This is a genomic window from Streptomyces viridifaciens, from assembly GCF_001888885.2.
In the GTDB taxonomy this organism is placed as follows: Bacteria; Actinomycetota; Actinomycetes; order Streptomycetales; family Streptomycetaceae; genus Kitasatospora; species Kitasatospora aureofaciens.
Genome location: NZ_CP090841.1, coordinates 190,906 through 212,668 on the forward strand (window position 1 = coordinate 190,906; position 21,763 = coordinate 212,668).

Annotated in this window: 19 protein-coding genes; 9 read left to right on the plus strand and 10 right to left on the minus strand. The window is 74.6% G+C overall.

The genetic code is table 11. The annotated features are described in order from the left end of the window. Positions 1-40 precede the first annotated feature (40 nt). From BOQ63_RS08415 to BOQ63_RS08425, 3 genes are all read right to left on the minus strand, one after another. Positions 41-715, minus strand: coding sequence for a response regulator transcription factor (locus BOQ63_RS08415; RefSeq protein ID WP_150475748.1), 675 nt, complete (start codon positions 713-715; stop codon positions 41-43). Continuing rightward, a complete protein-coding gene (locus tag BOQ63_RS08420) occupies positions 712-2,142 on the minus strand; it encodes a sensor histidine kinase (RefSeq protein ID WP_150475750.1) in 1,431 nt (476 codons plus the stop codon). Before BOQ63_RS08420 ends, BOQ63_RS08415 begins: the two co-directional genes overlap by 4 nt. 183 nt (positions 2,143-2,325) lie before the next feature. Continuing rightward, on the minus strand, positions 2,326-4,542 hold the full coding sequence (locus BOQ63_RS08425) for an MMPL family transporter (protein WP_030553052.1): 2,217 nt from the start codon (positions 4,540-4,542) through the stop codon (positions 2,326-2,328). A gap of 393 nt (positions 4,543-4,935) precedes the next feature. Here BOQ63_RS08425 and BOQ63_RS08430 point away from each other — a divergent pair, with 393 nt between their 5' ends. The 3 genes from BOQ63_RS08430 to BOQ63_RS08440 are packed head-to-tail and all read left to right on the plus strand — an operon-like array spanning position 4,936 to position 8,137. After that, complete coding sequence (locus BOQ63_RS08430; RefSeq protein WP_030553053.1) at positions 4,936-6,060, plus strand: DegT/DnrJ/EryC1/StrS family aminotransferase; 1,125 nt, start codon at positions 4,936-4,938, stop codon at positions 6,058-6,060. Positions 6,061-6,096: 36 nt separating this feature from the next. Continuing rightward, positions 6,097-7,044, plus strand: a complete 948-nt coding sequence (locus BOQ63_RS08435) for an NAD-dependent epimerase/dehydratase family protein (protein WP_072653971.1) — start codon at positions 6,097-6,099, stop codon at positions 7,042-7,044. A 13-nt stretch (positions 7,045-7,057) separates the two neighbouring features. Further along, positions 7,058-8,137 (plus strand): MGDG synthase family glycosyltransferase, encoded by a 1,080-nt coding sequence (locus BOQ63_RS08440; RefSeq protein WP_030284537.1) that lies wholly within the window; start codon positions 7,058-7,060, stop codon positions 8,135-8,137. Positions 8,138-8,147: 10 nt separating this feature from the next. Here the strand turns inward: BOQ63_RS08440 and BOQ63_RS08445 are convergent, their stop codons facing one another. From BOQ63_RS08445 to BOQ63_RS08465, 5 genes are all read right to left on the minus strand, one after another. Further along, positions 8,148-8,633, minus strand: coding sequence for an SgcJ/EcaC family oxidoreductase (locus BOQ63_RS08445; RefSeq protein ID WP_079184020.1), 486 nt, complete (start codon positions 8,631-8,633; stop codon positions 8,148-8,150). 18 nt (positions 8,634-8,651) lie between these two features. Then, entirely contained in the window at positions 8,652-9,434 is a 783-nt protein-coding gene (locus BOQ63_RS08450; protein ID WP_051746895.1) for a polysaccharide deacetylase family protein, read from the minus strand. Continuing rightward, the gene (locus BOQ63_RS08455) at positions 9,431-10,219 is read right to left on the minus strand and encodes an SDR family NAD(P)-dependent oxidoreductase (RefSeq protein ID WP_050367098.1); all 789 of its coding nucleotides are present in this window, start codon (positions 10,217-10,219) and stop codon (positions 9,431-9,433) included. The genes BOQ63_RS08450 and BOQ63_RS08455 overlap by 4 nt, the downstream gene beginning before the upstream one ends. Before the next feature lie 69 nt (positions 10,220-10,288). After that, positions 10,289-11,215, minus strand: a complete 927-nt coding sequence (locus BOQ63_RS08460; protein WP_052405397.1) for a hypothetical protein — start codon at positions 11,213-11,215, stop codon at positions 10,289-10,291. A 329-nt stretch (positions 11,216-11,544) separates the two neighbouring features. Continuing rightward, positions 11,545-12,348, minus strand: a complete 804-nt coding sequence (locus BOQ63_RS08465; protein ID WP_072653973.1) for an SAM-dependent methyltransferase — start codon at positions 12,346-12,348, stop codon at positions 11,545-11,547. 234 nt (positions 12,349-12,582) lie between these two features. On the opposite strand from BOQ63_RS08465, the gene BOQ63_RS08470 reads away from it, so the two are divergent. Further along, on the plus strand, positions 12,583-13,218 hold the full coding sequence (locus BOQ63_RS08470) for an RNA polymerase sigma factor (protein WP_078867330.1): 636 nt from the start codon (positions 12,583-12,585) through the stop codon (positions 13,216-13,218). Further along, the gene (locus tag BOQ63_RS08475) at positions 13,215-13,964 is read left to right on the plus strand and encodes a hypothetical protein (protein ID WP_050366344.1); all 750 of its coding nucleotides are present in this window, start codon (positions 13,215-13,217) and stop codon (positions 13,962-13,964) included. Before BOQ63_RS08470 ends, BOQ63_RS08475 begins: the two co-directional genes overlap by 4 nt. 76 nt (positions 13,965-14,040) lie before the next feature. Here the strand turns inward: BOQ63_RS08475 and BOQ63_RS08480 are convergent, their stop codons facing one another. After that, complete coding sequence (locus tag BOQ63_RS08480) at positions 14,041-14,697, minus strand: condensation domain-containing protein (RefSeq protein WP_072653974.1); 657 nt, start codon at positions 14,695-14,697, stop codon at positions 14,041-14,043. A gap of 648 nt (positions 14,698-15,345) precedes the next feature. Between BOQ63_RS08480 and BOQ63_RS08485 the strand changes: the two genes are divergently transcribed. The 4 genes from BOQ63_RS08485 (at position 15,346) to BOQ63_RS08500 (ending at position 19,972) form a co-directional block, all read left to right on the plus strand. After that, positions 15,346-17,724: an ABC transporter ATP-binding protein/permease gene (locus BOQ63_RS08485; RefSeq protein WP_030284520.1), complete on the plus strand. Its 2,379-nt coding sequence runs from the start codon at positions 15,346-15,348 to the stop codon at positions 17,722-17,724. 149 nt (positions 17,725-17,873) lie between these two features. Beyond that, a complete protein-coding gene (locus BOQ63_RS08490; protein ID WP_051746892.1) occupies positions 17,874-18,572 on the plus strand; it encodes a hypothetical protein in 699 nt (232 codons plus the stop codon). Beyond that, entirely contained in the window at positions 18,569-19,582 is a 1,014-nt protein-coding gene (locus tag BOQ63_RS08495) for a serine/threonine-protein kinase (RefSeq protein WP_037829691.1), read from the plus strand. The genes BOQ63_RS08490 and BOQ63_RS08495 overlap by 4 nt, the downstream gene beginning before the upstream one ends. A 15-nt stretch (positions 19,583-19,597) precedes the next feature. Next, a complete protein-coding gene (locus BOQ63_RS08500; RefSeq protein WP_030284513.1) occupies positions 19,598-19,972 on the plus strand; it encodes a DUF1304 domain-containing protein in 375 nt (124 codons plus the stop codon). A 66-nt stretch (positions 19,973-20,038) separates the two neighbouring features. On the opposite strand, the gene BOQ63_RS08505 is transcribed toward BOQ63_RS08500, so the two are convergent. Then, entirely contained in the window at positions 20,039-21,379 is a 1,341-nt protein-coding gene (locus tag BOQ63_RS08505; RefSeq protein WP_072653977.1) for a streptophobe family protein, read from the minus strand. Between the last annotated feature and the right edge of the window lie 384 nt (positions 21,380-21,763).

A 21,763-nucleotide genomic window follows, 5' to 3' on the forward strand; every position in this document is an offset into this window, starting at 1 on the left:
GTAGATGGCGCGAGTTGCGGATCGCAGTGGTGATGGTGCGTCAGGACTGTCTGCCGGGCGGGACGAGTCCGGACTGGTAGGCGATCGCGACGAGCTGCGCCCGGTCCCGGGCGTCCAGCTTGGCCATCGCCCGGTGCACATGGGTGCGGACGGTGAACGGGCTGACGAACATCCGCTCGGCGATCTCCTCGTTGGTGAGCCCGGTGGCGGCCATCGACATCACCTCGCGCTCACGGGCGGTGAGGACGGAGAGCCGCTCGGAGGGCGCGACGGCGGCCGGGTCGGGCTGGGCGAGGAACTGCTCGATCACGGCCCGGGTCGCGGCGGGCGAGAGCAGGGCGTCGCCGGCCGCGACGGTGCGGACGGCGGCCAGCAGTTCCTTCGGGTCGGCGCCCTTGCCGAGGAATCCCCCGGCGCCCGCGCGCAGCGCCTGGGCCACGTACTCGTCGATCTCGAAGGTGGTGAGGATGAGCACCCGGGTGCCGGACAGCTCCTCGTCCGCGCAGATCTCGGCGGTGGCGCCGAGGCCGTCGGCGCCGGGCATCCGGATGTCCATCAGCACGATGTCGGGCTTGGTGGCCCGGGCGAGTTCCACCGCCTCCCGGCCGTCGGCGGCCTCACCGACCACCTCCATGTCCTCCTCGGCGTCGATCAGCATCCGGAAGGCGCCGCGCAGCAGGGCCTGGTCGTCGGCGAGCAGCACGCGGATGGTCATGCGTGGTCCTTGTCCTTCCGGATGACGCGATCTTGTCGGATGGTGTCGGGAGAGCCGGCCGCGGACGCGGAGTCGGCGGAGCGGTCGGGGCGCGCGGGCCGGACGGTGCAGTCGCGCCAGAAGGCGTGGGCGGGCCGTTCCCTGGCGGCGGGCTCGGCCGGGCCGCCCGGTTCGGTGGTGGCGGCCGCGGGGCGGGCCGCACCGTCCGTCCAGGGCCCGGCGTCGTCCCGGGCGCCGGTGCGCAGCGGGAGTTCGGCGGTGACCAGGAAACCGCCGCCGGGCCGGCGGTCGGCGGTCAGGCGCCCGCCGACCGCGCCGGCCCGCTCGCGCATGCCGATCAGGCCGAAGCCGCTCTCGCCCGGGGCAGGCGGCGGCAGCAGGGCGGTGCGGGGGCGACCGGTGGCTGTCGGGCGGCCGTTGGCGACGGTGACCGCGACCCGGCTGCCGCTGTAGGAGAGGGTGACCTCGGCGTCGGCGCCGTGGGCGTGCTTGGCGACGTTGGTCAGCGACTCCTGGACGATCCGGAAGGCGGTGAGGTCGACGCCGGGCGACAGTGGCCGGGACTCACCCTCGACGGTGAGCCGGACCGGCACTCCGGCCCGTTCGAAGGTGTTGATCAGTTCGGGGAGCCGGTCCAGGCCGGGGGCGGGTTCGAGCGGGGCCGGATCCTCGGCACGGCGCAGCAGGCCGACGGTGGCGCGCAGCTCGTGGAGGGCGGAGCCGGTGGCGTCGGTGATGTGGCTGAGCACCTCGCGGGCCTGCACCGGGTGGCTGTCCATGAGGTGGAGGGCGATGCCGGCCTGGGCGTTGGCGAGGGCGATGTGGTGGGCGACGACGTCGTGCAGGTCGCGGGCGATCCGGATCCGCTCGTCGGCGACCCGTCGGCGGGCCTCCTCCTCGCGGGTGCGTTCGGCGCGTTCGGCGCGTTCCTCGATCGCGGCGAGGTGGGCGCGGCGGTTGCGGATGGAGTCGCCGAGGGCGCCGGGCAGCAGGGCCCAGGCGAGCACGCTGATCCGCTCGCCGATCGGGCCGGTGGGCCCGAACAGCAGGGATATCCCGGTGAGCAGGACGGCGGTGGCGATCGAGGCGCGCAGTGCGGTGGAGCGGTCGGTGCGCACGGCGAGGAAGTAGAGCGCGAGCAGCAGGGGGGTGGCCAGCATCGGGGTGAGCCGGGGGCTGGTCCAGGTCAGCATCATGGTGCAGACCAGGGTGACTGCGGCCACCGCGCGCGGGTGGCGGCGGTGGAAGAACACGGCCGCGGCGGCGATCAGGGCGAGGACGCCGGTGGCCGGGTCAACCGGGGCGAAGTGCCCGGTGACCTGGTCGACCGTGGCGCCGAGGCCGGTGACCGCGAGCAGGGCCAGGCCTCCGGCGGCGTCGAGCAGCCGGGGGTGCTCGCGGCGCAGGCGCTGCCAGGTGTCGCTCATGGTCGTGCTCTCCGGGTCGGGGTGCCCTGGCCGCCCCTCGCCGGGTACTGCCAGTCGGTGCGGCGCCGCGCCCCGAGTGGGGTGCGGCGCGGCCGGGTCGGGGGCGTCCGTACGGACGGCGGCCCCGACAGCAACGGTAGCGGTTGGCGCTCGAACCGGTGTCCGAGCCGACCGGTGCCGGGTCTAGACGGTGACCGATTCCCGGGCCGGGGCCGCCGGTTCGGGGGCGGCGGTGTGCAGCTTGCTGCCCTCGACGTCGACGTCCGGTATCAGGCGGTCGAGCCAGCGCGGCAGCCACCAGGCACGGTGGTCGAGCAGGGCCAGGACGGCCGGGACGATCGTCATCCGGACCACGAAGGCGTCGAAGGCGACGGCGGCGGCCAGCCCCAGACCCATCATCTTGATCATCGGCTCGCTCATCCCGATGAAGCCCGCGAAGACGGCGATCATGATGAAGGCGGCTGCGGTGACCACCCGGGCGTTGTGCCGGAAGCCGGTGACGATGGCCTCGCGGGGCTGCTCACCGTGGACGAAGCCCTCGCGGATCCGGGTGACCAGGAACACCTCGTAGTCCATGGCGAGGCCGAAGACCACGCCGATCATGAAGATCGGCATCATGCTCATCACCGGACCGGTCTGCTCCACGCCGATCAGGTCGGCCAGCCAGCCCCACTGGAAGACCGCGACGACCGCGCCGAGCGCGGCGGCCACCGAGAGCAGGAAGCCGAGCGCCGCCTTGAGCGGGACGAGGACCGAGCGGAAGACCACCAGCAGCAGCAGGACGGCCAGGCCGACGACCACCGCGAGGTAGGGCAGCAGCGCGTCGGTGAGCTTCTGCGAGACGTCGATGTTCATCGCCGTCGTACCGCTGACCAGGACCGTCGCCCCGGTGGAGGCCTTGAGTCCGGCGGCCTGGCCGCGGATGGTGTGGACCAGGTCCTTGGTCGCGGCCTCCGCCGGGCCGGTGGCCGGGACGGCGTTGAGCAGGGCGGTGTCCCCCGCCTTGTTGAACATCGGCGGCGCCACGGCGACCACGCCGGGAACGCCGGAGACGGCCTTGGCGACCTCACCCGCGGCGGCCTTCGGGTCCGGCGTGCCCTTGACGTCCACCAGGACAGTCAGCGGGCCGTTGAAGCCGGGGCCGAAGCCCTCGGAGAGCAGGTCGTAGGCGCGGCGCTGGGTGGTGGAGGTGGGCTTGGCCTCGTCGCCGGGAAGGCCGAGCCGCAGGTCGAGCGCGGGGGCGGCGAGCACGCCGAGGCCGACCACGCCGAGCAGCAGCACCGCGAGCGGGCGGCGGGTCACGAACCGGGCCCAGCGGGCGCCGCCGTTCTCCCTGGCCCCGGCCGGCTGGACCGCGCCGCCGGCCTTCTCGGCCTTGCGGACCTTGCGGGGCAGCACCTTGCGGCCGATGAAGCCGAGCAGGGCGGGCACCAGGGTCAGCGCGACCAGTACGGCGATGACGACCGTCCCGGCGGCGGCCATGCCCATCTTGGCGAGCATCGGGATGCCGACCACCGAGAGCCCGGCGAGCGCGATCACCACGGTGAGCCCCGCGAAGACCACCGCGGAGCCCGCGGTGCCGACGGCCCGGCCGGCCGCCTCCTGCGGGGTGCGGCCCTCGGAGAGCTCGGCCCGGTAGCGGGAGACGATGAACACGGCGTAGTCGATGCCGACGGCCAGGCCGAGCATCATGGCCAGCGTGCCGGTGGTCGAGGAGAGGCCGAGCGTGCTGCCGAGGGCGGTGATCAGCGACATGCCGAGGCCGACCCCGATCACGGCGGTGAGCAGCGGCAGGCCGGCGGCGACCAGCGAGCCGAAGGTGATCACCAGCACGACCGCGGACAGCGCCATGCCGATCGCCTCGCTGCTGCCGCCCGCCTCGGGCTTGGCCATCAGCGCGTTGCCACCGATCTCGACCTTGAGCCCGGCGTCCCGCCCGTGCTGGGCGGCCTGCTGGAGCGCGTCGGTGGCGCTCCTGGACACCTCGCCCGCCTTGGCGGAGTAGCTGACGGTGGCGTAGGCCGTCGTCTCGTCCTTGGAGACGGCGCCCTTCATCTTGAACGGGTCCACCGCGCTGGTGACCTGCTCGCCGTGGACGAGCTCGCCGACGGTCTTCTCCACGACCTGCTGGTTCGGCCCGGCGGTGATCTTCTGCCCGGAGGGCGCGACGAACACCAGGCGGGCCGAGGCGCCGTCGGCGTGGCCGCCGGGGAAGCGCTCGTTCATCAGGTCGAAGGCCTTCTGGGCCTCCGTCCCCGGCATCGAGAAGCCGTCGTCGGGTGCGGCGGGCGCCTTGGCCGCCAGGACTCCGCCGACTGCCAGGACGGCGACCCACAGGAGGGCCACCAGCCGGCGTCGCGCGAAGGCCCATCGGCCCAGGCGGTAGAGGAACGTTGCCACGGGAGAGCGGACTCCTTCGTTCGGATTCGGAAGCAGATGCGGACGGGGACGGGTGCGGGTGCGGGTGCACGAAGGCGGTCCGCTCGCAGCATGACCAATCCTTGATCGCCGACCCCTGCTCCGTCGTCGTCCCTGTGCAGGCCGTTCGCGTACTGCGGACGCAGTACGGCCCTCCCCCGTACGGCGGAGCGCACGCCCCGCGCCGGGAGCAGCCGGGAGCGGCGGGTGGCCTGCGGCGGGAGCAGCGGCGGGTCACCCGTGCGGAGGTGACGAACGGGCCGCGACGGGCCCGGCGAAGTAGCGTGATGGGCCTCTGGGCCCGACCGTTTCCACCCGGTCCGGGCCGACCCGTCCCGATCGGTGCTGAACCCAGCCCGCCGCCGGAGGTGCCCCATGGGCGTGCCAGCCGCCCGCATCGTGTTCGACGAGAACGACCGCGCGGCCGTCGCCGACGCCGTGGCCGAGATGCTCACCACCGGCGCCCTGACCCTCGGGCCGTGGACCGAGCGCTTCGAGCAGGCCTTCGCCGCCGAGCACGGCGCCTCGCACGCCGTCGCGGTGAGCAGCGGCACGGCGGCGCTGGAGATGATCCTGCGCACCGTCGACGTCCGCGGCCGCGACGTGGTCGTCCCCGCCGTCACCTTCTACGCGACGGCCGGCGCGGTGGTCCACGCCGGCGGCCGTCCGGTGTTCGCCGACGTCGACCCGGCCACCCTGGCGCTCTCCCCGGAGACCCTCGCGGCGGCCCTCACCCCGGAGACCGCGGCCGTGGTGCTCGTCCACATCGGCGGGCTGGTCACCCCGGAGGTGGACGCCCTGCGCGCGCTCTGCGACCAGCACGGCGTCCCGCTGGTCGAGGACGCCGCGCACGCCCACGGCAGCAGCCACGACGGCCGCGCCGCCGGGACCTTCGGCCTGGCCGGGGCCTTCTCCTTCTACCCGACCAAGGTCACCACCAGCGGCGAGGGCGGCATGGTGCTCACGGAGTCGCCGGAGCTGCGCGACGAGGCCCGGATCTACCGCGACCAGGGCAAGGGCTCCTTCAGCACCAACCACCACGTGCGGCTCGGCTACTCCTGGCGGATGAGCGAGCTGCACGCGGCCGTCGGCGCGGTGCACCTGCGCCGGCTCAAGGAGTTCATCGAGGCCCGCCGGGCCGTCGCCCGCCGCTACGACTCGGCGCTGGCCGGGCTGGACGGGATGGAGCCGGTGCTCGAACCGCCCGGCAGCCGCGGCAACTACTACAAGTACGTGGCGCTGCTGGCGCCCGGGGTGGACCGCGCCGCCTTCAAGCGGGCCGTCGCCGAGGAGTACGGGGTGCGGCTGTCCGGCGAGGTCTACGACCTGCCGCTGCACCTGCAGCCGGTCCTCGCCCCCTACCGGCGCGGGCCGCTGCCGGTGGCCGAGGACGTCTGCGCCCGGCAGGTCTGCCTGCCGGTGCACTCCGACATGACCGAGGACGAGACCGAGCAGGTGATCGAGGCCGTCTCGGCCGTGCACCGGCGGCTGGCCGGGTAGCGGCGGGCCGGGCAGCCGAGCGAAGGGAGCAAGACCGTGCGGATAGCCGTCACCGGGGGCTGCGGATTCATCGGCTCACACGTCGTGGACCACCTGATCGCGGCCGGCCACGAGGTCCTCTCCGTGGACACCACCGACAAGTACCTCAACCCCGACGCCGAACACGCCCGGATCGACATCCTCGACGTGCCGGCGCTGACCTCCGCGCTGGCCGGCAGCGAGGTGGTCTACCACCTCGCCGCGATGGCCGACGTCGAACAGGTCTCCGCCGACCCGGTCGGGGCCGTACGGGCCAACATCGACGGCACCGAGGCCGTCCTGGAGGCCGCCCGGCGCGGCGGGCTGAGCCGCACCGTGCTGGCGAGCACCGTGTGGGTCTACGGCGCCGCCCTCGCCGACGGTCAACTCGGTTGTGAGGAAGAGGAGTTGGACGAACACGTGCCGATCGAGCTGGAGCACAGCGGGCACCTGTACGTGGCCACCAAACTGGCTGCCGAGATGCTGGTGCACAGCTACCGCGAGCTGTACGAGCAGCACTTCACCATCCTGCGCTTCGGCATCCCCTACGGTCCGCGGATGCGCGACGAGCTGGTCGTCGCCCGGTTCGTCCAGGCGGCGCTCGCCGGACGGCCGATCACCATCGCGGGGGACGGCCGGCAGAGCCGCAACTTCGTCTACGTCGAGGACCTCGCCGACGCCCACGTCCGGGCCCTGTCCCCCGCCGCCGAGGACCGGACCTTCGCCCTGGAGGGCTCCACCGCGGTCTCGGTGCGCGACATCGCCGAAACCGTCGACCGGCTGTTCGGCCCGGTCAGCATCGAGCACATCGACGGTCGCAAGGCCGACTACACCGGGCGGCGGATCTCCTCCGCCCAGGCCAAGCGGCTGCTCGGCTGGTCGCCGCGGACCAACTTCGCCGACGGCGTGCGCCGCTACGCCGACTGGTACCGGGCCACCGCAGCCGCACCGACCACCGCCGGCTGACCGGGGCCGCCCGATGCCGCACGCCCTGCTGGTCTCCGGCTCGCTCGGCCAGGGGCACGACGTGATGGCCCAGGCCTGCGCCGAAACCCTGCACGAACGCGGCTGGACCACCGGCACCGTGGACGCGATGGCCCTGCTCGGGCACCGCTCGGGCGCCGTCGGCGAGGCGGTCTTCCGTCGGCTGCTCGACCTGCCCGGAGTCTACGACGCCTTCCACTTCTCGGCGCTGCGCCCAGGTGCCCGGATCGCGCTGCTCGCCGACGCGGCGGCCCGCAGCCGGCTCGTCCCGGCGCTGCGCGAGCTGGTCGCCGACCAGCGGCCGCAGCTGGTGGTCTCGGTGTTCGCCACCGCCACCTCGGCGGTCAACCGGCTGCCGCGGCGGGACTTCCGGCACCTCGTGTTCTGCACCGACGTGACGCCGCACCGGCTCTGGGTGCAGGAGGGCACCGACCTGTTCCTGGTCACCTCCGAGGTCGCCGCCTGCGCCGTGCGCCGCTACCTGCCGGACGCCGACGTCGCCGTGGTGCCCGCGCCGCTGCGGCAGCCGTTCTACCGCCCGCCGGACCGGGCCGGGGCCCGGGCCGAGCTCCGCGTGGCACCGGACGCCGAGTGCGTGTTGCTGATGTCCGGCGCCTGGGGGCTCGGGCCGATCGCCCGCACCGCCGCCTCGCTGGCCGCCGCCGGTCCGCACGTGCTCGCGGTGGCCGGGCGCAACCGGGAGCTGGAGCGGCGACTGCGGGCGGCCGCCCGCCGGGAGCCGCGGCTGCACCCCTTCGGCTACACCGACCGGATCCCGGCCCTGATGGCCGCCGCCGACCTGGTCGTCACCAGCTCCGGCGACACCTGCAGCGAGGCCCGGGCACTGGGGCGCCGGCTGCTGCTGCTCGACGTCGTCCAGGGCCACGGCCGGGACAACCTCCAGCACGAGCTGGAGCTCGGCCACGCCGACGTCGCCACCGCGCGCCCAGCCGAGGTGGTCCGCAACGCGCTCGCCGCCCTCGGCCGCCCGGCCCCCGAACCGTCCACCGGCGCCGACCCGAAGGCCTGGCAGAAGGGTTTCGGGGCGGCGCTGGAGCGGGTCGGACTGGGGTAGCCGGGCGCCCCTACCCCGCCTGCACCGCGGTGTTCTGACCGACGTGCAGCAGCCAGCGCCCGTCCTCGTCACGCGACATCAGGTACAGCGGAGTGCCCTCGGAGTCACCCCCGGGCCCGTGGTAGACCTGCCGGACCTTGACGGCCGCCACGTCCGGCCGCAGGAACTGCACGTGCGCGACCTCGTACGTCACCTCGCCGTCCCAGTCCGCCCGGGGCAGCGCCTCCCGGGTGAAGGCGGCGATCGCGTCGAAACCCACCAGCACCCTGCCGTGGGCGGTCGTCCACAGCGAGTCGGGGCGGAAGAGGGCGAGGAAACCGTCGGGGTCCTTGGCCCGTTGCGTGCGCTCGACGACGGCGACGACCTCCCTGATCGCCCGGACCTCCCGGGCCCCGGTCGGTTCGTCGGTGGTCCCGTCGGTGATCCTGCCGGTGGTCCCGTCGGCGGTCCCGTCGGCGGTCCCGTCGGTGATCTCGTTGAAGGTCTTCTCGGTCATGCCGATCACGCTCGCACCTCAAGTCGACTTGAGGTCAAGCCGAGGCCTCGACGAGCGTGCGCCGCAGGAGACGGGCGGCACGGCGTGGTCGCGCAGCGGGCCGAGGGCGAGGGCGTGGGCGCGGCAGTGGGCGGCGATCAGCGGGAGGGCGGCGAGGGTGGCGCGCCAGGAGCCGGGGGCGGAGGTGCAGTCGGAGTCGTGCAGCAGGAGGGTGGCCCCGGCGGTGAGGCCGGGGCGGGCGGTCGCGTAGACGGAGTCGCCGGTGGCCGCGGCCGTCCAGTCGCGGCCCCAGGCGGTCCACAGCACGCTGCGCAGGCCCAGGCGGCGGGCGGCCAGCGCCGGTCCGGCGGTGAGCACGCCGTACGGCGGGCGGTACCAGCGCGGTCGGGCGCCGCACAGGTCGGTCACCGCCTCGGTGGCGCGGCGCAGTTCGCCCAGGTCGCGGCCCGGGGCCGGGTACCACTGCCGCCGGTGGTACCAGCCGTGCACGGCGACCTCGTGGCCGCGCAGCACCAGTTCGCGGCCGAGGGCGGGGGCGCGCTCCAGCATCGCGCCGAGCAGGAAGAAGGTGGCGCGGGCGCCGAGCTCGTCGAGGGCGTCCAGGACGTACGGGGTGCTGCGCGGGTCGGGGCCGTCGTCGAAGGTGAGGGCGAGGTGGCCCGGGGTGGTGCCGTGGCCGGCGGTGCGGCGGGCCAGGGTGCGGCGCAGCGGCGGGAGGCGGACCGCCGCCGGGGCGAGGTGCAGGAACTCCGCGCCCGCCGCGAGGGCGAGCGCGATGGCCGGGGCGGCCCGGGGGCTCACCCGAAGCGGGAGGCCATCCGGCGGAACACACCGGGCGCGACCCCGTGGATCCTGGCCGGGAAGCCGAGCCAGTGCGGGACGAAGAGGCGGTCCCGCTCGGTGGTCATGGTGGCGACGACGGTGTCGGCGACCCGCTCGGCCGAGACCGGGCGCGGGAGTTCGCGCTGGTACGGGGTGCCGCGCCGGTCGAAGAACGGGGTGTCCACCGCGCCGGGCAGGACGAGCCGCACGCCGACCCCGGTACCGCGCAGCTCGTACCAGAGGCTCTCGGCGAACATCGCCAGTCCGCCCTTGGTGGCCGAGTAGCCGGACTCGTCACGCACGCCGACCTGGCCGGCCATCGAGCCGAGCAGCACGATCCGGCCGCGGCGGCGCTCCAGCATGCCGGGCAGCAGGAGGCGGATCAGGCGCAGCGGAGCGGCGAGGTTGACCTCGATCATCCGGTCGAGGGTGTCGGAGGGGGTTTCGGCGAAGGGGCCGCGCCAGCCGAGGCCGGCGCTGGCGACCAGGGCGTCCACCCGGCCGGCGGCGCCGAGCGCGGCTTCGGCGAGGCGGGCGGGGCCGTCCGGTTTGCTCAGGTCCTCGGGCAGGGCGCGTCCGCCGGTGCGTCCGGCGAGGGCGTCGAGGCGGTTGCGGTCGGTGCCCGACAGCAGGGTCTGCCAGCCGGCGTCGGCCAGCCGGGTGGCGGTGGCGAGGCCGATGCCCGAGGAGGCGCCGGTGATCAGCACGACGGGGCGGTCGGTCGACCCTGACCGCCGGGACCGGGACCGGGCTTCCTCAGCCATCGCGGGGTCCTCCGCCATCGCTCACCTGCCGCTCCGTGGGGCGTCCTGCCGTCTGATTTGTCCGGCAAGTCACCTTCGCACGGCAGAGCCGTCCGGGCTACCGGGACGGGCCCGACCACGGCGTCCGCCCCGGGCCTCGGCTCCCTGGTGCGGGGCCGACAGTTCGGCGGACTCGCCCTCCAGCTCGCCGAAGCGGGAGAGCAGGAACGTTCCACCCACCGCCATCGCGAAGCCCGCCAGGGCGCACCAGACGAAGCCGGGGCGCGCGGAATCCCCCAGCGCGACCACCCCCACCAGGGCCGGGCCGAAGGTCTCGGCCACCGTCCCGGCGGCGGTCGCCGCCGTCACGGTGCCGCGCTGCAGGGCGAGGGCGTACGCCAGGTAGCCCCCCAGACCACCCAGTGCCAGGGCGTATGCGGCCGGATCGGTGAACACGGCGGTGAGGCCGGACGCGTCCAGCACCCGCACCGCGAGGCTGGTGATGCCGAAGCCCATCCCTGCCAGCAGGCCCAGCCCGGCCGCGGCGGCGGTGCCGTCCCGGCGGACCAGCACCAGCGTGGCCAGCAGGATCGCGACGGCGGTGGCGAACAGCCCCCAGTGGAAGACCGCCGGGGCGTGCTCCCGGCCCTCCTCGCCGGAGCCGAGCGCCAGCAGGCTGAGACCGACGACGACCGCGACGATTCCCGCGACGTCGCCCCGCCGCAGCCGCGCGCCCAGCAGCCAGACGGCGGCGAGCGCGGTGACGGCGAGGCTGGAGCTGGTGACGGCCTGCACCAGGAACAGCGGCAGGCTGCGCAGGGCGACGATGCTCAGCACGAAGCCGAGGATGTCGAGGACCGTCCCGAGGACGAACTGCCAGGACCGCAGCAGAGCAGCCACCAGGCCTGCCCGCACCCGGTCCGCCCGCGGTGCCGCCCGCGCCCCGCGCGCCTGGGACACCGCGCCGAACCCGAAGCAGACGGTGGCGACCAGCGCGGTGGTGAGTCCCAGCAGCATGCGTCTCCCTCGCGGGGTGCGGCGGTCCGCCATCCAGTCTGGGCCCGGGGTGGCGGGGGCGCACGGGTGGGAGACCGCGGGCCCGCCGGTCCGGGCCCGCCCCTTCGCCGCGCCGGCCCCCATACCGGTCGGTTCCGCCGGAACAGCCGCACTGAGGTGCATCCCGACCAGGGCTCCGTACCCGCCGCCGGTGTCCGCGCCTCGGCGCAACGGCAGGTCGGGGTGCAGCGGGACCGGAACGGGCACAAGAAAGCTGCGCAGTGACCCCCGAGTGGGTGACAAGGGTACGGCGGTGCGCCGCGACGGCGTCGCCGGTCACACCTCGGCGGTCAGGACCGGACGGCCACTGCCGCGTAGCCGGCGGCGTCGGCGGCGGGCACCGGGGGCTCGTCCGGGTCCGGCCGCCAATGCGGGAGGGGAACGACGCCGGGGTCCAGGAGGCTCCAGCCGGCGAAGAAGCGGGCGACCTGCGCCCGGGTGCGGGCCTGGAGGGCGGTGCCGGCGGCCTCGTAGACGCCGACGATGCGGCCGACCTCCTCGGGCGCGAAGTCGGGCGTGACGTGGGTCATCACCAGGGCGCTGCCGGGGGCGAGCGCGGACTTCAGGCGGTCGACCAGCTCGTACGCGCCGGCCGCGTCGGGGACGAAGTGGAGCAGGGCGTTGAGGGAGAGCGCGACCGGGCGGTCGAAGTCGATGGTCTCGCGCAGGGCGGGTTCGGCGAGCAGGCCGTCGGGATCGGTGACGTCGGCCTCGACGTACGCGGTGCGGCCCTCGGGGGTGCTGGCGAGCAGTGCCTGGGCGTGGGTCAGCACGATCGGGTCGTTGTCGACGTAGACGACCCGGGCGCGGGGCCGGACGCCCTGGGCGACCTCGTGGAGGTTGGGCGAGGTGGGAATGCCGGTGCCGATGTCGAGGAACTGCTCGATGCCCGTCCGCGCGAGGATGCGGGTCGAGCGGCGCATGAAGGCCCGGTTGGCCCGGGCGGCGTCGCGCACCCAGGAGGCGGAGGCGAGGACGTGGCCGGCGGCCTCGCGGTCAGCGGCGAAGTTGGTGAAGCCGCCGAGGAAGTAGTCGTACATCCGGGCCGAGTGCGGCACGTTCAGCTGCAGGTCGACCCCGTCGTAGCGGCTCATCCGGCTTCCCCCTCTTCCCGCGCGGCCTCGCGGACACCGTCCGATTGGTGCCCACCGCATCCGGGGAGCAATCGTCCCTCCTGGGGGCTCAACCCATGGACCAATCACATGTGATGACAATCTGTATTCGGTGTGCAGCCTGGAGTGACGGGCCTGATGGAATGAGGATGGGCGCGGACAGCCCGACCCGCGGGTGACCCGGCGAGCAGCCGACGGCCACGGAAAGCAGGCTCGATGACGATCGACAGGGGTGCCCCCGTGCGTGGGCACCGCGGAGGGACGGCGGTGGAGGGCACCGGCACGCCCGGACCGGAGCGGACGGCGGTGCAGGTGGAGGCGGTCCCGCGCCTGGACATCACCTACGCCGCGTTCTGCGAGACCCATGAACCCGCTTGGCACGCCCTCGCGTTGACCCGGATAGGCAGCCGGGCCGACGCCCTGCTGGTGGTCGAGGCGGTCAAGGCCGACCTGGCCCGCTGCTGGTCGCAGGTGCTGCGGTTCGAGGAACCGGCCGCGTATGCCTGGCGGTTGGCGAACCGGCACGTCGGAGACTGGGTGGCCGCGGACGAGCCGGTCGAGGTCGAGGCGGTCACCTTCGCCGCCGTGATCGGGGCGTTCAAGCAGGTCGCAGCCGGACTCCTTCAGAGCGAGGCGGACGAGGTGCGGCTGTACGCGGCGATCCTCGAACTGCCGGACCGGCAGCGGGACGTGGTGATCCTGCGCTATCTGCTGGGGCTGCACGCCAAGGTGATCGCGGCCTACCTGGGACGGCCGGTGGCCACGGTGCACTCCAATCTGCGGCACGCCCGGGAGCGGCTGGCACGCCGGCTCGGGGTGCGCGAACTGCCGGACCACGAGGGCGAGTCGTGACGACCGGCCGGGAGGTCGAGCCGGACAGCGGGACGCGCACCGCCGGTGGGGAGCGCACGGTGTTCCGCGTGCCCCGGCGCGAACGCGCCCACGCTGAGCGGATCGCGGTCCTGCGGCAGGCCAGGCTCACCGCCGCCCCGGCCCACCTGCCCTCGGAGCACGAGCAGGCCTCCTTCGAACTGGGCCTGGTGATCGCCCTGGTGCTGGGCGCGCCGTGCGCCTCCCGGGGCCTGGACCTGCTGGTCAACGCGCGCCGGATCCAGCCGGAGGGGGCCGAGGTGTTCGGCGCCCTGTTGTACGCGACCGGCAAGGAGGAGGGCGCCGAGTTCTGGTGGCGCTTCGCCGCCGGCTCGGGCAGCGGGACGGCCGCCTACTGCCTCCACCTGCACCATCTGAAGCTCGGCGAGACCGACGACGCGGACTACTGGCGGGCGTGGTCCGAGCAGCTGTCATCGGCCGAACGCCCGCCCGGACCACGGCCGTTGCGGATGAGCCGGCCACTGCTGCCGGAGAACGTCCGACGCGACATCCTCTCCCGCGTGCACCGCGGGCTGGCACCGCAGCTGCCGCCCGCGCTGGTCTCGGTCATCGACCGGCTGCCGCTCCAGGGCGGGGACACGGAGGTGGCCCAGGAGGTCCCGAGCCCGTGGGGGCTCACCTCCGGGACGACCGCGGCCTGTTCCTGGGACCTGCCGTGGGAGTTCGGCGAGACGGGCCGGGGGAGGGAGGAGGACCCGTTGGGGTGAGTGCGCCCCGACGCCCCGGCCGTCCCACGTTCAGGTGAGGGCGTCGAGCCGGGCGACGATCTCGGGGTCGCGCCGGTCACCTTGCGGCGGCCCCGGGGCTGCGCTCGGCCGCGGCGATCTGGATCGGGGTCGGAGCGGTGACGGGCGGCAGCTCCTTGCCGGCGGCCAGGGCGTACCAGTCCTGGATCAGCAGGCCGGTGGCGGCGCCGTCGGCGCCCGCGCGGCACACCACGGCGACCAGCCGGAGCAGGTCCAAACCGTCGGCGAGCAGGGTGAACCGGACCCGCGGCACGGCCGTCAGCTCCACCGGAACGGCGACGTCGGCCTCACCCAACCGGGCTGCCAGTGCGTCCAGTTCGCGATCGTCCAGGCCGCCCGCCTCGATCACGGTGACGGCGAACCGGCCGTCCCCGTGCACCACCTGACTGTCCGGGAAGCCGTCGGGGCCGAAGCCGGGTGGGAAGGAGGTCCGCAGCGACTCGTGCCGCTCGACCAGCGCGCCCAGCGCGCGCAGACCGGCGGCGAGCGTGGCGCCGGGCGGCACGGGCCAGACCGACCCCTTGTTGATCTGCTCGGGGGCGTCGCGCCTGATGCACCGGACCATGTCGTCCTGGCTGCGGGTGAGCGGGCCGGAGCCGCCGGTCGTCGCGGCGAAGCGGACGGTGACCTGCCGACCGGTCCGGGTGGGGTCGTTCGGTGCCGCGTCGTGCGGTGCAGCGTTGTGCGCAGTCACGTCGTACGCGCCTTTCGGCTCGCCGGGAAGGACTCAGCGGAGGAACGGAGGAGCTGAGGTACGGCCGGACGCTACCAGCGGCCGACGGTGATCGTCCATTTATCCGATGTCAAATCAACTTACTTGCCAGTAAAGGCGATTGGTCCCATCGGCGGTCACCGAGCGGGGCGACGGCGGCCCGGGTGCGGCCCGGGGACGGGTATGTCGCACAGCCCCACCGGACCGGCCGAGCGGTCGCGGGTCGATCAGCAGCAGCGGGGAGGGGCCCGCCGACACCCCCAGCGCCTGGATCAGCCGCCCGCCGTACGCCTTCACACGGGCCTCGCCGCGACACCAGAGCGCGGTGAAGCGCGCCGACCGCTCAGCGGGTTCGGCGGCCTCCGCGACGAAGGCCGACGCCCAGCCGCGCGGCGACCAGCTGCCGGACGGCGCCGCGCGCCCGCGGCGCGGCACCCGGCCGTCTGCACGGCCGGCTCGAACGGTCCGGGCACGGCGCAACTGCGGCCGGACCGTTCATGGCATCCCTCGCCCGGGGGCGGGCACGCGGGACGACAGTGGCGCGCCGCGGCAGTGGTCCAGTCCAACGCCAGCATCCGGGAAGGGCGTTCGCGAAGCACGACGGCCCCACCCGACGATAGAATTCGCTGCATGGGAGAGCGCCCCGGCGCACCCACCGCGCCGCCCCTCGTCCTGGTCACCGACCGCGACTCCAGGCTGATCGACCCGACCCGGGCCTACCACCTGGGTCGCGACCCGACCAGTGAGATCGTGCTGGACGACCCCCGGGTCTCCTGGCACCACGCGGTGCTGCGCACGGCCGAGGGCCACTGGCTGTTGGAGGACGTCGGCAGCACCAACGGCACCTACGACGAGGGCCGCCGGGTCGACCGCGAGGACATCGGCCCGGGCACCAGGCTGCGCTTCGGCGATCCGGCCACCGGCCCGTCCGCGACCTTCGCCGGCCTGCCCGCCCCCGCCGCCGAACCGGCAGCCGCCGAGCACCCGACGCTGCTCGCCCCGCAGAGTTCCAGCGTCTTCCGCAGCCCGAGCGCCGTCCTGGAGCTGCCCGGCCCGACCGTACGGATCGGCCGGGCGCCCGACAACGACCTGGTGCTGGACGACCTGCTGGTCTCCCGGCACCACGCCGAACTGCGCGAGCTGCCGGACGGCCGCCACGAGATCGTCGACCTGGGCAGCCACAACGGCACCTACCTCAACGGCCTCCCGGTGCGGCACTCCCCGATCGGCCCGGCCGACATCGTCGGCATCGGCCACAGCGAGTTCTGCCTGGTCGACGGCCGGTTGGTCGAGTACGACGACACCGGCGAGGTCTCCCTGGACGTCCAGCACCTGGTCGTACGGGTCGGCCCGGACCAGCGGGTGCTGCTGGACGACGTCGGCTTCCCGCTCACCGAGCGGACGCTGCTCGCGGTGGCCGGCCCCAGCGGCGCCGGCAAGTCCACCCTGCTCAACGCGCTCACCGGGCTGCGCCCCGCCGACGAGGGAACCGTGCTGTACGACGGCCGCGACCTGTACCACGACTACGCCGAGCTGCGCCGGCGGATCGGCCTCGTCCCCCAGGACGACATCCTGCACACCCAGCTGACCGTCCACCGCGCCCTGTCCTACGCCGCCGAACTGCGCTTCCCGGGCGACACCGCGGCTGACGAGCGCGAGGGCCGGGTCTCCGAGGTGATCCGTGAACTGGGGCTGGAGGAGCGGGCCGACCAGGTGATCGCCAGCCTCTCCGGCGGCCAGCGCAAGCGGGTCAGCATCGCGCTGGAACTGCTCACCAAGCCCTCGCTGCTCTTCCTCGACGAGCCGACCTCCGGCCTGGACCCGGGCATGGAACGCTCGGTGATGCGGATGCTGCGCGGACTGGCCGACGACGGCCGCACGGTGGTCGTGGTGACGCACAGCGTCCTGAGCCTCAACGTGTGCGACCGCCTGCTGGTGCTCGCCCCCGGCGGCCGGACGGCCTACTACGGGCCGCCGACCGAGGCGCTGGAGTACTTCGGCGAGGAGGAGTGGCCGGAGGCCTTCGAGTCCTTCGAGAGCGACTCCGAGGGGGTCTGCCAGGAGCGGTTCCGCGCCTCGCCGCAGTACCGGCAGTACGTGGCGGCCGAAGCCGCGCACCCGGCGCAGCCACCGGCGGCCTCCGCCCCCGTGATCGGCCGGGAGAAGCCGCAGAGCTGGTTCGCCCAGCTGGGCACCCTGGTGCGCCGGTACGCCGCGGTGCTCGCCGCCGACCGGCTGTTCCTCACCGTGATGGTCGTCCTGCCGTTCCTCATCGGCGCGATGTGCCGGGTGATGGCCGGCTCACGGCTCACCGACGAGAACGCCATCAACTGCCTGCTGACGCTCTGCCTCGGCGGTGTGCTCATCGGCTCGGCCAACGCGGTGCGCGAGGTGGTCAAGGAGCGCGCGATCTACCGGCGGGAACGCGTGGTCGGGCTGTCCAGATCGGCGTACCTGGTCTCGAAGGTGGTGGTGCTCGGCATCGTCACGATCGCCCAGTCCGCGCTGCTGACCGTGGTCGGCCTGGCCGGGGTCACGCTCACCGCACAGCCGCGGCCGAACGCCCCACCGCCGGTGACCAGCGGCGTGCTGATGCCCCAGCTGCCCGAGCTGATCCTCTCGATCGCGCTGCTCGCCTTCACCTCGATGGTGCTCGGCCTGGTGGTCTCCGCGTTCGTCGGCAAGGAGGAGACCACGATGCCGCTGCTGGTGCTCCTCGCGATCGTCCAGGTCGTGTTCAGCGGCCTGATGCTCAAACTGCACGGCGTCCCCGGACTGGAGCAGTTCGCCTGGCTGATCCCGTCCCGGTGGGGCCTGGCCGCCATGGCCCGCACCGTCGACCTGGGCCGGCTCATCGCTCCCAGCCCGATCACCGACGACCCGATGTTCCGCCACGAGCGCACCGGCTGGCTGATCGACATGGCCGCCCTGCTCGCCCTCGCGGTGGCGTACGGGCTGGCGGTGCTCGCCCTGCTGCGACGGCGCGAGCCGACCATCATGCGCAAGTAGACGATCATGCGCGAGTAGCCGCCCCGGCCACCGCCGGTAGAGTGGAAACCGATCCGCGGTGACAGTGCCGTACGCAGCCCCGGCCACCGGCTCAGCCGTCCGCTCAGCCATCGGCTCCGGCCCGCGCGGCGGAGGGAATCCACCCGCCCATGGACGAGTTCGCGTTCCGACCCACCCACGTCGCCCCGCCGGGCGGCATGGCGAGCTGGACGGCCCCGGACCCGGCACGGCCGTCGGCCCGGATCGACCCGCTGCTCCCGGTCCGACTCATCGCCGGGCACGGCGACTGGGCGCAGATCCTCTGCTCCAACGGCTGGACCGCCTGGGTGGACGGCCGGCTGCTGGTCGCGCTGCCCCAGCCGCCGCCCGCCGCGGGCGGCCCGCCCGCCCGCACCGCCGACCCGCGCCCCGCGCTCGCCGAGGCCGAGGCCGCGCTCGCCCGCCACCGCGCCCTGCTGGAGGACCTCGCGGCGGGCACGCTGGACCTGGAGACCTTCCGCGAGCGGACCCGGGGCCAGCGGATCGGCCTCGTCGCGGACGGCGAGACGCTCTGGGTGTTCGACCAGGTGCACGACCGCTGGTGCTACTGCGACGGGCTGCAGTTCCAGACCTACGCGGCCACCGATCGACCGACGCCCGCGCCGGTGTCCACGCCGGTCTCCCCGGTCTCCCCGGTCTCCCCTGCCCCTACGGCGCCTCCGGGGGCCCCGGGGGCCGCGACGGCCGCCCCCACGACGCCCGCGCAGGCCCCGGCGGCGACCTCCCCGAACGCGGCTCCGGCGGATGCCCCCACGGCGGCGCCGCCCGTGCCCGGCCCGTACGCGCCCACCCGGACCGGCGAGCCGTGATCCCCGCGGAGCCGCCCTCGGCGCCGGGCCTGCCGGCCGGCCTGGTCGGGCGGCAGGTGGCCGGCTACCGCCTGGAGAGGGAGATCGGGCGCGGCGGGATGGCCGTGGTCTACCGGGCCAAGGACCTGCGGCTCGGCCGGACCGTCGCGATCAAGCTGCTGGCCCCCGAGCTGGCCCGCAACGAGGTGTTCCGGCAACGCTTCATGCACGAGTCCGAGGCCGCCGCGGGGATCGACCATCCACACATCGTCCCGGTGTTCGAGGCCGGGGAGCACGACGGCATCCTCTACCTGGCGATGCGCTTCGTCGACGGCGGCGACCTGCGGGCCCTGATCAACCGGGACGGCCCGCTGCCGATCGAGCGCGCCACCCGGCTGGCGCTGCAGATCGCCTCCGCCCTCGACGCCGCCCACGACCACCAGCTGGTGCACCGGGACGTCAAGCCGGGCAACGTCCTGGTCGCCGCCGGCACGGACAGCGAGCACCCCGAGCACCTGTACCTGGCGGACTTCGGGCTGACCAAGAAGTCCCTGTCGCTCAGCGGGCTGACCAGCGCCGGCCAGATCGTCGGGACGCTGGACTACGCCGCCCCCGAGCAGATCTCCGGCAGCCCGCTGGACGGGCGCTGCGACCAGTACAGCCTCGGCTGCGTGGTCTTCGAGCTGCTCGCGGGCGCCCCGCCGTTCCGCCGGGAGAGTGACCTCGCCCTGCTCTGGGCGCACCTCAACGACCCGCCGCCCGAACTGCGCGGTCCACGTCCCGACCTCCCGGAGGCGGTCGGAACGGTGGTCGCCCGTGCCCTCGCCAAGGCGCCCGGGGAGCGGTACCCGAGCTGTCTGCAGTTCGTCGCCGAGCTGCGGGCGGCCACCGGGCCCGCTCCGTGGAGCGGCGGCGGGCCGCCCACCCGGGCCGTCCCGGCCGTCGCCCGGGCCCCCGCCGGGCCGACCCGGCTGCCGGATCCGCCCATCTGGGCCGGCCCGGCCTTCCACCCGCCGTCCCTGGACCGTTAGGGAGAGCTGTCGACCATGAACGCCGTCAGTCAGGTCTTCGCCATGCTCGCCGCTGCGATCCACCTCGTGGTGTGGCCGCTGGAGAGCTACCTGTACGGGCACCCACGGGTGCGCTACATGCTCACCGGCAGCACGGCGGACGCCCCGGAGGTCCGACTGTGGCGCTTCAACGTCGGCTTCTACAACCTGTTCCTGGCCCTGGGCCTGGTCGCCGGGCTGGTCCTGCTGCACACCGGGCACGCCCGCTCGGGGCGGCCGGTGATCCTCTACGTCGCGGCCTTCATGGTGGCCGGCGGGATCACCCTGTTCGTCTCGGAGCCGAAGGTGTGGCGCGGCGCCCTGACCCAGGCCGTCCCGGCGGCGGTCATCCTGATCGCCGAGGCGGTCTAGGATCTTCGACTTCCGCCTGCGGGGCGGCGTCGGAGCACGCGCCGTGCGTGCCGGCCCGCCAGGCTCTCAGCCGCCCGCGTCCTCGGTGACCTCGCCGCGCCGCCGCACCCGTGACGCGAGCAGTGCGCCGCTCAGCCCGGTCAGCAGCCCCCAGCCCGCCGCCAGCGGCACCGACGGCCACAGCGCCGGGCGCAGCGTCAGGCTGCCGCTGCCCAGCGACGCCAGCGGGTTGCTGCCGAGGACCGCGCCGAGCAGGTCCCCCAGTCCGCCCTGGCCGAGGCCCACGCCCAGCACGGACAGTCCGTAGTCGGCGTCCATCCGGGTCCACAGGCCGACCAGCAGCACGGTGACAGTGGTGGCCACGGCGAAGCGGACGGCGTGCTGCCGGAGGCGGACGGTACGCGGGGTGCGGCGGGCGGCGAGGAAGGCGGCGGCGAGCAGCAGCACGGCGGCCACCGGCAGCAGCCACCAGCTGCGGGCGTCGTGGTCGGCCAGGGTGCCGAGGTCGACGGTCGCCTCCTTCCCGCCGGGGGCGCGCAGCACCGCGCTGAGCGGCTCGGGCACGGGAAGGCCGAGCGCACCGACCAACCGCCCGTGCCACACGGCGCCGAGGCCGAGGCCGAAGGCCATCCAGACCAGGTCGGGCAGGGCGAGCAGCAGCACGGCCACGGTCTGCCGGGCGTTGCCGTGGGTGATCGCGGTGACGATCCCGGCGACCGCGCCGATGGCCACGTACGCCAGCAGCACCATCCACAGTGCGAACGCGGCCGGGCGGACGGCGAGTTGGTAGCGCAGCAGCCCGCGCGGCAGCGGTGCCCGCCGGGACACCGCGAAGGTGGCCGCGAGCACCAGCAGCAGCCAGGCCAGCCCGATGCCGATCGTGGTGACGCCCTCCGCATGGAAGCCGAGCTCGGGGGTGAGCCCGAGCGCGCCGCCGATGGTCTGCGCCAGGCTGCCGCCGAGCTGGATCACGAAGGTGTGCTTCGCGCTGACGGTGATCACCACCAGGGCGATCAGCCAGAGCACCACCGTCCGGATGATCCGGCCGAGCAGTTCACCGCCCCCGGCGACCGCGCGGAAGCGCAGTTGGCGCAGGAACACCTCGGCTATCACAACCGCGCCGACCAGCGAGACGGTCAGCGGCATCGCGTCGACCCCGGCGTCCACGGCGGCGAAGCTGCCGGCACCGCCGTCCAGCTGGACGGATCCGCCGACGGCCAGCGCCAGTGTCGCGGCGAGCACGGGCGGGAAGCCGCCCTCCGGGAGGTCGTCGGCGCCGGCCAGCCAGAGGCCGAGCGCGGCGACCGCCGCCATCGCGACGAGCCCGGCCAGCACGACCGCGAGCGCGTCCAGCCAGCCGCGGAGGGCTCCGGGCGGGCCGGCGGCCCCGGTGGTGGGCTGCTGCATGCCGCCTCCCTCTGTTCACTCGGGCCTTATCCGTTCCCAGGGTGACCGACCACGGCCGGGCACGCTCGGCGACGGCGACGGCACCTGCTGTTGCGGCGAACGGGGCACCGGGGGAGAAATGGAACCCAGTGGCAGGAGCTTCCCGTGCCGGCCGTTGGCGCCGACCGCCTGCGAAACGGAGCCTCGATGAGTTCCCAACTGCCCCCCACCGGCCCGCCCTACGGCCCGCCGTCCGGTCCCCCGTCCGGCCCACTGGCCGGTCCGCCGTCGGGTGGCGGCGCGGCCGGACCGCCACCGCCCTCGGGCCCTTCCGGGTCCTCCTCCGCCGGTGCGGGCGGTCGGGGCCCACGCCGGCCGTGGTGGCGCTCCGGAAAGGGCCTGTCG

Excerpts from the sequence above, each read along its gene's own strand:
- BOQ63_RS08465 (WP_072653973.1), bottom strand. The coding sequence starts at position 12,348 with ATGAGCCGCTACGACGGGGTCGACCTGCAGCTGAACGTGCCGCACTCG.
- BOQ63_RS08470 (WP_078867330.1), top strand. The coding sequence starts at position 12,583 with ATGACGATCGACAGGGGTGCCCCCGTGCGTGGGCACCGCGGAGGGACG.
- BOQ63_RS08445 (WP_079184020.1), bottom strand. The coding sequence starts at position 8,633 with ATGACCGAGAAGACCTTCAACGAGATCACCGACGGGACCGCCGACGGG.
- BOQ63_RS08490 (WP_051746892.1), top strand. The coding sequence starts at position 17,874 with ATGGACGAGTTCGCGTTCCGACCCACCCACGTCGCCCCGCCGGGCGGC.
- BOQ63_RS08455 (WP_050367098.1), bottom strand. The coding sequence starts at position 10,219 with ATGGCTGAGGAAGCCCGGTCCCGGTCCCGGCGGTCAGGGTCGACCGAC.
- BOQ63_RS08505 (WP_072653977.1), bottom strand. The coding sequence starts at position 21,379 with ATGCAGCAGCCCACCACCGGGGCCGCCGGCCCGCCCGGAGCCCTCCGC.
- BOQ63_RS08415 (WP_150475748.1), bottom strand. The coding sequence starts at position 715 with ATGACCATCCGCGTGCTGCTCGCCGACGACCAGGCCCTGCTGCGCGGC.
- BOQ63_RS08440 (WP_030284537.1), top strand. The coding sequence starts at position 7,058 with ATGCCGCACGCCCTGCTGGTCTCCGGCTCGCTCGGCCAGGGGCACGAC.
- BOQ63_RS08500 (WP_030284513.1), top strand. The coding sequence starts at position 19,598 with ATGAACGCCGTCAGTCAGGTCTTCGCCATGCTCGCCGCTGCGATCCAC.
- BOQ63_RS08485 (WP_030284520.1), top strand. The coding sequence starts at position 15,346 with ATGGGAGAGCGCCCCGGCGCACCCACCGCGCCGCCCCTCGTCCTGGTC.
- BOQ63_RS08430 (WP_030553053.1), top strand. The coding sequence starts at position 4,936 with ATGGGCGTGCCAGCCGCCCGCATCGTGTTCGACGAGAACGACCGCGCG.
- BOQ63_RS08420 (WP_150475750.1), bottom strand. The coding sequence starts at position 2,142 with ATGAGCGACACCTGGCAGCGCCTGCGCCGCGAGCACCCCCGGCTGCTC.
- BOQ63_RS08460 (WP_052405397.1), bottom strand. The coding sequence starts at position 11,215 with ATGCTGCTGGGACTCACCACCGCGCTGGTCGCCACCGTCTGCTTCGGG.